Below are 7,320 nucleotides of genomic sequence, written 5' to 3'. Positions count from 1 at the left end.
AAGCCAGACCTCCACAAAAGAAGCCAGCCCACCACTGATCCGAATATCCTCCACGACTAAAACCACCCACCCAACAAACCCTGATCACACATCACACACACACCAACCAGACACACACCACCCAGGGAAGCACCACCCAGACACACACCACCCAAGGAGGCCTCGTCCGGGGAAGCACCCCCGATCCCGAAGCCACCGAAGCCGACCACGGCCACCAAACCAGCCAGGAACAGAACACCGAACCCCAGCCCACCAACAACCCGGACCCGGGCCCCCACACCCCCGACCCCCGAACCGCACGCGATCTCCTCACAGACCACGCCGAGTTCCACCGCCATGCTCACCGGACCGGAAGGGCCGGCCCCACGGATCCCATCAGAGACCGGCACGATGGCGTCGTCCCCACCCACGCCGCGCCCACCGCCACAGACTCCCCCACCAGCCCGAGCCCGGCACCCCGCAGCGTCCACACCCACGGAAAGGACAGCCTCCTCACCCACTTCGACCCCGCTCCCAGCCCCGGTCCGCATCCCGGTCCGCGCCTCGGCAGGATCCGGGGCGGCTTCGGACAGTCCGACAGCCACACCCCCAGAACGAACAGCATGGGCACCGTCACAGCGGTCATGCAGACAACCGGGAGCCGAAGGCCGGGGGGGCACCCAGCGCCGACCAGCGCTCCGGCCACCGCCTCCCCCCGCACCCCAGCCGGGCGACACCCCCCAAAACAACTCGACGCACGTCCGCCCAGCAAGGTTCAAACCTACTCCGATGCGCTCGCACTCGTCGGCCGAGACCGTCTCGCCGGCGTCGAGCAGCGGCGCGGAGACCGGCAGGTCCACCTCGGTCGTGTGCCCCTGCACCCACCAACGTAGGCCAACGACCGCTTCGGCAGCGGTCGCGTCATGCCCCACCACGAAACCGAGTCCCGGCCTCCGGCGCGACCAGCAAGGAACCAACAGCCTTCGCGCACTGAGACGGTGTCCTACATGGTCAGTTTGAGGAACCGTTTGTAGCAGCAGAGGGCGGTGGCGAGTCCGAGAAAGGCCAGGTAGTTTCCTGCGTTTCCGTTCACACCGCCAGCGTGCCGGAACCAGCGGAATCCCACCGGCGCGGACACACGGGCCTCCACACACGCATCCTCGGTCTTGACACCACGGGAAATCGCCGCCCAGAACTTGACCCTGTTCTCACGCCAGGCCACCGTCGGCCTACCCGGTGACGGAATCTGCCCACGATACGCACGCACCCGCTTCTGGTGCTCCAAGACACCCATCGCTCCACCTCTCGATCAAGGTGTTGCGACGATCGATTGAATCCGCCCTGTGATCCGCGATCGGAGTGGACAAGGCATCCGGCGACCTGGCCGCGGCGGGTGACGGCGGACTCCAGGGCGGCCACCGCGAGACGGGACTGCATGCGGGCGTCGATAGAGCAACCCACGATGCGGCCCGCGCACAGGGTACAGCGTGCCCTCGCCGGTGGGGTGCTCGGTGATATCGGTCAGCCACAGCCGGTTCGGCCCGTCGGCGGTGAAGTCGCGCCGGACCCGGTCGTCGTGAACCGGCGGCCCGGCCTTGGCGTTCTTGCCACGGCCTCTTCGCTTGCCGAACACGCTCCACCAGCCGTTGTCACGGCAGATCCGCCAGGCGGTCCGCCCGGCCATCGGCTAACTGGCTACGCAGGCCTCGTCCAGGAGGAAGCGGTGACCGAACTCCGGATCGTCGCGATGCGCGTCGAACAGGGCATTGGCCCGGTAGGCCTCGGCCAGCCCGAGCACCCGGCACGTCACCGCCACCGGCACCCGCACAGGGGCGTCGGCGGCGGCCAGCTCGCGGACGAGCGGGTACATCATTTTGTTGGCAGGTTCGCCTGCGACAGATACGCCGCCGCCGTCCTGAGCACCTCGTTCTCCTACTCCCGCAACCGGATCCGCTTGCGGGCCTCACGCAGCTCGGCCAACTCACCCGACGCCGCCGCAGGCCCGGCTCCCTCGTCGGCATCGGCGCCGCGCAGCCACTTCGACAAGGTGATCGGGCCGACCTCGAAATCGGCGGCGATCTGTTCCAGCGTGACGCCGGGCTCGCGACTGCGCGCGCCCCGCACGACGTCCTCGCGGAACTCCTTCGGATACGGCTTGGGCACTGCAACATCCTTCCAGGCAGCCTCTCGGCAAGCCAGGTCAGGTGTCACTTATCCCTGCAGCAGTCCCTCCCTCAGGGAGTGGGCAGTGGTTGTACACCAGTTGGTGGCGCCATCCAGCGTGTAGGGCTTGGGAGGCGGCAGCCATCGCTGGGTAAGTGCGTTCGCGCAGCTCGTGTGTGTGTCCGGGATGTCGCTGGCATCGACCGGACGGAGGATGAACCGGTTCGTGTGCAAGATCGCCTCGGAAAACCTCTCCGGCTTCCTTCGCAGCGAATTGCTGGCGTGGGGGGACAGTAACAGGAGCAGTTGGTCCGAAGGGCTGTCGGGCATAGCCGGGACCGTTAACCAGCATCCCTATGCTGCCCAGGGAGATCCAGTTCCTCCAGAACTGTGTGCGGGCAAAAGCGCCCTCGCCCTCCCCCACCGCACTGCCCTGGGCTGGTTACCAGAGTCTCGGCGCCAACCACGGTTCTGCTGATCCCCCGTGGCTGGTCTCGACGGGCGATCAGGATGGTTTGTCCGTACAGTCGGTGTGGGTGCCCTGACAGGACGGTGCTCTGGGTTGGCCCTGCGGTCACTTCGCACGTTCCGCGGGGCCAACTGCTATGTGGGGGTCAGAGCGTCCAGGGATGGCTGCCGCAGGATCCTGCGGGCGAAGACAGCGACGCCAATAAAGAGCCCGAGCTTCGTTGCCATGGTGGTCAGCATCGCGCGGACGGCTGCGCACGTCGCCCGCCCCGTACGTCGCCTACCGCCTGCGCCTTCCTCCCTCGGTCGTTCCGCCCGAGTTTGAATTCTGTCCGTCATGCCGGGATCGGGCCTGCTGTACGACTTCCTCGCCCCAGTCCGGTCCCCAGATCCAATGACCCCCACCTGTAATTCTTGGCGTCGCAATGAGGAGGATGCGATGTCCGTGTATCGAGATTCGCAGCCTTGTGCCAGCTTGGTGTGGGCTGCGGCCCCTGCAGCGTCTGATCCGGTTGGAGGGGGCCCCGGTCCGCCTGACGGAGGCCGCCCACTGCCGAGGGCAGAGATCGACTCCCGCGCAACTGCGCGATGGACTGCCTATCTGATGACAAGTCCGATCAGCGACACGTTGGTCAAGGGGAGGGACGAGTGGAGATCCGAACCGGTAGGCTGCGCCTGACGCCAGACGACCACTCAGAATTGGGATGCGCCTGACGGAGTCCCCAAGGCAAAGGGAAGGCCCCGCTAGAGTTCTGGGTGGTTGCACACCCAGGAGCGGGGCCGGACCGACACCACACAGTCGCGAGAATGAAGGTGCCAGTTCTATGGCGAAGCCTACCCGGATCGCCGGGCATACAGACAGTAGGCCCCAGCCGTCCGCCGTGAAGATCACACCGGCGACGCACCGCACGGACCCTGTCACAGCTACCCACGCGATCGCATGAGTGCGCGAGGCGAGAACTTCCTCGCCTATCTCTCCCTCAGCGGCGCCGACTTCGGGCGCCACCACCTCATCTACCGGCCCGGGTGGAACGAGGCTCTGGACCGCTCCGAGTATCCGCGCGACTGGACGCAGGACATGCTCCATGTCGTCGCCCGAGGCGGGTACCGCAATGACTTCCTGGTCGGAAAGGCACAGGGGCAGACCTCTCCCAGTAAGGGAGATCAGATGACATAGCAACGTCCTGAGCGGGAGGCATTGGGCCCCTTGGCGGGGGCACTTCCTCTACCGCTACCGCTGGTGTTGGCGCACCGTGCGGCTCTTGATACGGCTCGAAGTTGGCGCTCCGAGCTAAGGCCTGACTCTTCGGATCCGGTTTGGCGACCGGGACCGAGTAAGTCGAGCGAACAGCAGGTTCTCCCCGAACCCCTTCACCATCGCAGCGAGAGCCACTTTTGGCGTTCTCCAGCACAGTGAAAGCAGCTACATAGTGCCCTACGCGCACACCACTTGTCAGCTTCCACGCGCCCGGACGGGCGATTCACCCCAAAAGTCCCCACTTTCTGGTGGCATCCCGTGCCAGCGAAGTCATGGCAACACGACCACTCCACACGATTCATTCGAATGTGTGCACGAGTACGATGCGGGCCAGGCCGCCCTGGTCCGTGGTGCCTTGCAAGAGGTCGCTCACACCACCTCGCGCCGCAGCGGCCCGCGTCGGTGGCTCCGATCCGTGGAATGGCTGATCGCAGCCGGCCTGCACCCACGGGCGAACACCACCACGCTCGTCATCGCGCAAGACTTGGGGGCGCGTATGGATTACGACACCGGACACGTCCTCTACTGCCTCAACGAGATCGTCGCCCGCACCGGGATCTCCCGCGCCTCGGTGAAGCGGCATATCAGCTACCTCCGGGAGCTCGGCTCTCTCGCCTGGGTCCAGCACGGCACCCGTACGAACATCCGCCGCGCCCTCGGGCTCAGCGGGTACGCGGGTACCGCCACCATCTACGCCGCAGTGATCCCGGCCGCCTACGATCACGCCCTCGGTCACCGCATCATCGGCACCGGACACGAGGCAAGGGCCGTTGTCGACTACCGGCAGATGCGGGAAACCCGCACTCAGGCCACTGCCACCGCCCCAGTAGACAGAGCCGCTTCGAACCCTGTGGACAACTCAGCTAAACGATCTTGTGAGCCCCCTTCCCTTACCTCAGCTGATGAAGAGAGTCAGGTTCAGATGGTGGGGGGTGTAACTACTACCGCAGCACGGTCGCCAAAGACCTCCAGCCTCCTCTCCCCCACACCCCAGGAACAGGCAGGCAGAAAGAAGCGGGCCACGATCCTCGGTACCACCGTCACCGCGGCAGGCATGCAACTCGGCGACAAACTCGCCCGCGCCATTCACCACCACGTCCCCTGGACCCGAAGAGCAACCCACGACCAGCTCCGATGGGTGTGCGCCGACATGGGCGAGCAGCAGTGGACCAGAGGCCAGGCCGTCCGCTTCGCCGTCGAAACCGGGCACGCACACGCCGCCGGATACGCATGGCAGCCCGACCATCCACACCGCCTTATCGCCGCCGCCCTCCACACCGCCAACGACAACCACCTTGAGGACCCTGCACCCACCGGAGCCGACACCGTGCACGCCGTGGCCTGGAGAGACAGCACCGCCGGCCGGGCCGCCGCCCAGCAGGCCGCACTAGCCGCTCTGTTCGCCACCGCAGTTTCCAACGAGCAGCCGGAACGCACCGACGAGGATCGGCTCCGTGCCCGCCTCGACTGGAACACCTGGCCCGACGTAGCCCACCACTACGCCACCGATCCCGATGACGCTCTTGACCTCTACGGCATCCGCTTGTGCACCTACGCGGTCCGCATGGATTCCCGCCAGGAGGTACAGGCGTGATCAAGCAGGCCACAATCCGGGGCCCGGACCCTGTCCGCCCTACGCTCGCCCAATACAAGACCCGCACCAAGCCCGCGGGCCGGATTGCCGCCTCCGCACTGCCCCACGCGTAATGCCGTGACCGGGAAGGTTTGCAGGGGCGGGATGGCGCGTTTGTACGGCCTGGAAGGGGGAAACACCTGATGACTCATCTCGGGCTCGTGACTGTTGTCGTGCGTGACTACGAGGCCATTGCCTTCTTCCAGGACATCGTCGGGTTCGACCTCCTGGAAGACATCCGCATCAAGCATGGAAATCTGAACTCTGAGCCGTACCGTCCCGAAATCTCTGATCTGCAGCCCTCTGAAGCCGAAATTGGTGATGCCAGAGGAATCTCAGCGAGATGATCCGGAGAGCGAGAGCGGCTCTGCTTGCCGCCTCAGTACTGTGACTTCGCATGGCCGACACCGAGATCACCGCAGACCTGGTCCGCGACCTGCTGCAGAAGCGGCATCCAGACCTTGAGGAGCTTGCCATCCGCGGGGTGGGGCGGCTGGGGCAACCAGATGTGGCGCCCGGGGGACGAGCTTGTCGTGCGCATGCCGCGCACGGACTCCGCCCCGGAGTTCCAGCTCAACAAGCGGCGGTGGCTACCCATGCTGGCCCCGCACCTGCCTCTTCTGGTACCGACGTCCGGGCCGTCTGGAGCGACGCCGTTGCGGCCCACGCGTGGGAGGGCCCGCCGGTGTGGGTGCACGGCGACCTCCATCCCGCGAACGTCGTCGTCTCGGACGGAACACTCCCGGGCATCGTCGACTTCGGTTGCATGGTCGCCGGCGATCCAGCGTGGGACCTTGCCGCCGCATGGGTGCTGCTACCCGCGGGCGCCCCACGGTTCTTCGACACATACGCGCATGCAGTCGAGGCGGCGATCCGGCGCGCCCGCGGGCTGGCGCTATGAAGAGCCTCTTCCTGATGCTCATGGGGCAGAACGGAGATCGGGGCCTTCCCGGTGGCAAGCCGAACTGGGGACCTGGAGGCCGGGCAGCACTTGACCATGTCCTCAAGGGCGTTTGATACAGGCATGGGGTGCCGTAGGGACGTGCGCAGGAGCCGAGGGCGAACTCGGCAGGCAACCCGGCGACGAAGGCGACGAAGGCGACGAAGGCGACGAAGTACCGAAGAGATGAGCCGAGCAAGGCCCGCAGGACATCGGCCTCATCGAGCCCCTCCACTACGACGGCGAGCGCTGTGCCCTCGAACCTCGCCTCGAATCCCCCGCCCAGTGCCAAGCAGATCAACGACAGACTCGGCACCCAAGCCGACCGTGCGACCGTGCTTTACCAATCAGCCGAATCAGCAACGTCCCAACCCACTGATCCGCCTTCCCTCCGCAGCTCTCTCCCGAAGCACCAGTGAAGACGCGCGGCACAGCTGCCCCTGGCACTGTGCCGCACTGTCCGCGATCCACTAAAGACCCACAGCACCATCGCCGCCGTGACAGCGATAGAGCGACAGACCCACGCCAAGCTTCGCGAACCGAGATTGCGTTCGCCGACGCCGTAATGGCTCGCAAGGAACTGACGCCGAGACCCCCTGTCACTCGCGAACATCCGAACCGGGCCAGCTACCGCGGGGCGGACCAGCCCGTCCGATGGGCCTTCAACGTCGCCTGCCCCCCCGCTACCTGAACCATGCCCCACCACGCCCGGACTCCCCCACCGTGCAACCATAGAGCCGACCTCAACCGGCATCGCAGGCGCTCCTCGGCACCGGAAGACCGAGAACTGTCTCGAACCGCGTTTCTCGGAGCACAGATCGCACCCAGGAGAGGCCAGTTCGTTGGAGGCAAGGCGTATACCGCGGTATACGCCTTGCC

General features: G+C 66.1%; 5 protein-coding genes and 2 pseudogenes. 4 read left to right on the top strand and 3 right to left on the bottom strand.

Features of this window, described 5'->3' with window-relative positions:
• Window positions 1–1,066: 1,066 nt before the first annotated feature.
• From ACWCPY_RS42610 to ACWCPY_RS42600, 3 genes and pseudogenes are all read right to left on the bottom strand, one after another.
• Window positions 1,067–1,273, bottom strand: a pseudogene (locus ACWCPY_RS42610) (IS30 family transposase); the annotation flags it as partial.
• Window positions 1,274–1,666: 393 nt separating this feature from the next.
• Complete coding sequence (locus ACWCPY_RS42605) at window positions 1,667–1,852, bottom strand: hypothetical protein (RefSeq protein WP_451274499.1); 186 nt, start codon at window positions 1,850–1,852, stop codon at window positions 1,667–1,669.
• Window positions 1,853–1,911: 59 nt separating this feature from the next.
• Window positions 1,912–2,142: a transposase gene (locus ACWCPY_RS42600; protein ID WP_451274497.1), complete on the bottom strand. Its 231-nt coding sequence runs from the start codon at window positions 2,140–2,142 to the stop codon at window positions 1,912–1,914.
• Window positions 2,143–3,550: 1,408 nt separating this feature from the next.
• On the opposite strand from ACWCPY_RS42600, the gene ACWCPY_RS42595 reads away from it, so the two are divergent.
• From ACWCPY_RS42595 to ACWCPY_RS42580, 4 genes and pseudogenes are all read left to right on the top strand, one after another.
• Window positions 3,551–3,787: a hypothetical protein gene (locus ACWCPY_RS42595; RefSeq protein ID WP_451274495.1), complete on the top strand. Its 237-nt coding sequence runs from the start codon at window positions 3,551–3,553 to the stop codon at window positions 3,785–3,787.
• Window positions 3,788–4,364: 577 nt separating this feature from the next.
• Window positions 4,365–5,462, top strand: a complete 1,098-nt coding sequence (locus tag ACWCPY_RS42590; RefSeq protein WP_451274493.1) for a hypothetical protein — start codon at window positions 4,365–4,367, stop codon at window positions 5,460–5,462.
• A 200-nt stretch (window positions 5,463–5,662) separates the two neighbouring features.
• Entirely contained in the window at window positions 5,663–5,848 is a 186-nt protein-coding gene (locus tag ACWCPY_RS42585) for a hypothetical protein (protein WP_451274491.1), read from the top strand.
• 50 nt (window positions 5,849–5,898) lie between these two features.
• Window positions 5,899–6,518, top strand: a pseudogene (locus ACWCPY_RS42580) (phosphotransferase).
• Window positions 6,519–7,320: the final 802 nt, after the last annotated feature.

Source organism: Streptomyces sp. NPDC002403, from assembly GCF_053593015.1.
This window is presented reverse-complemented; position numbering and strand designations above follow the sequence as displayed.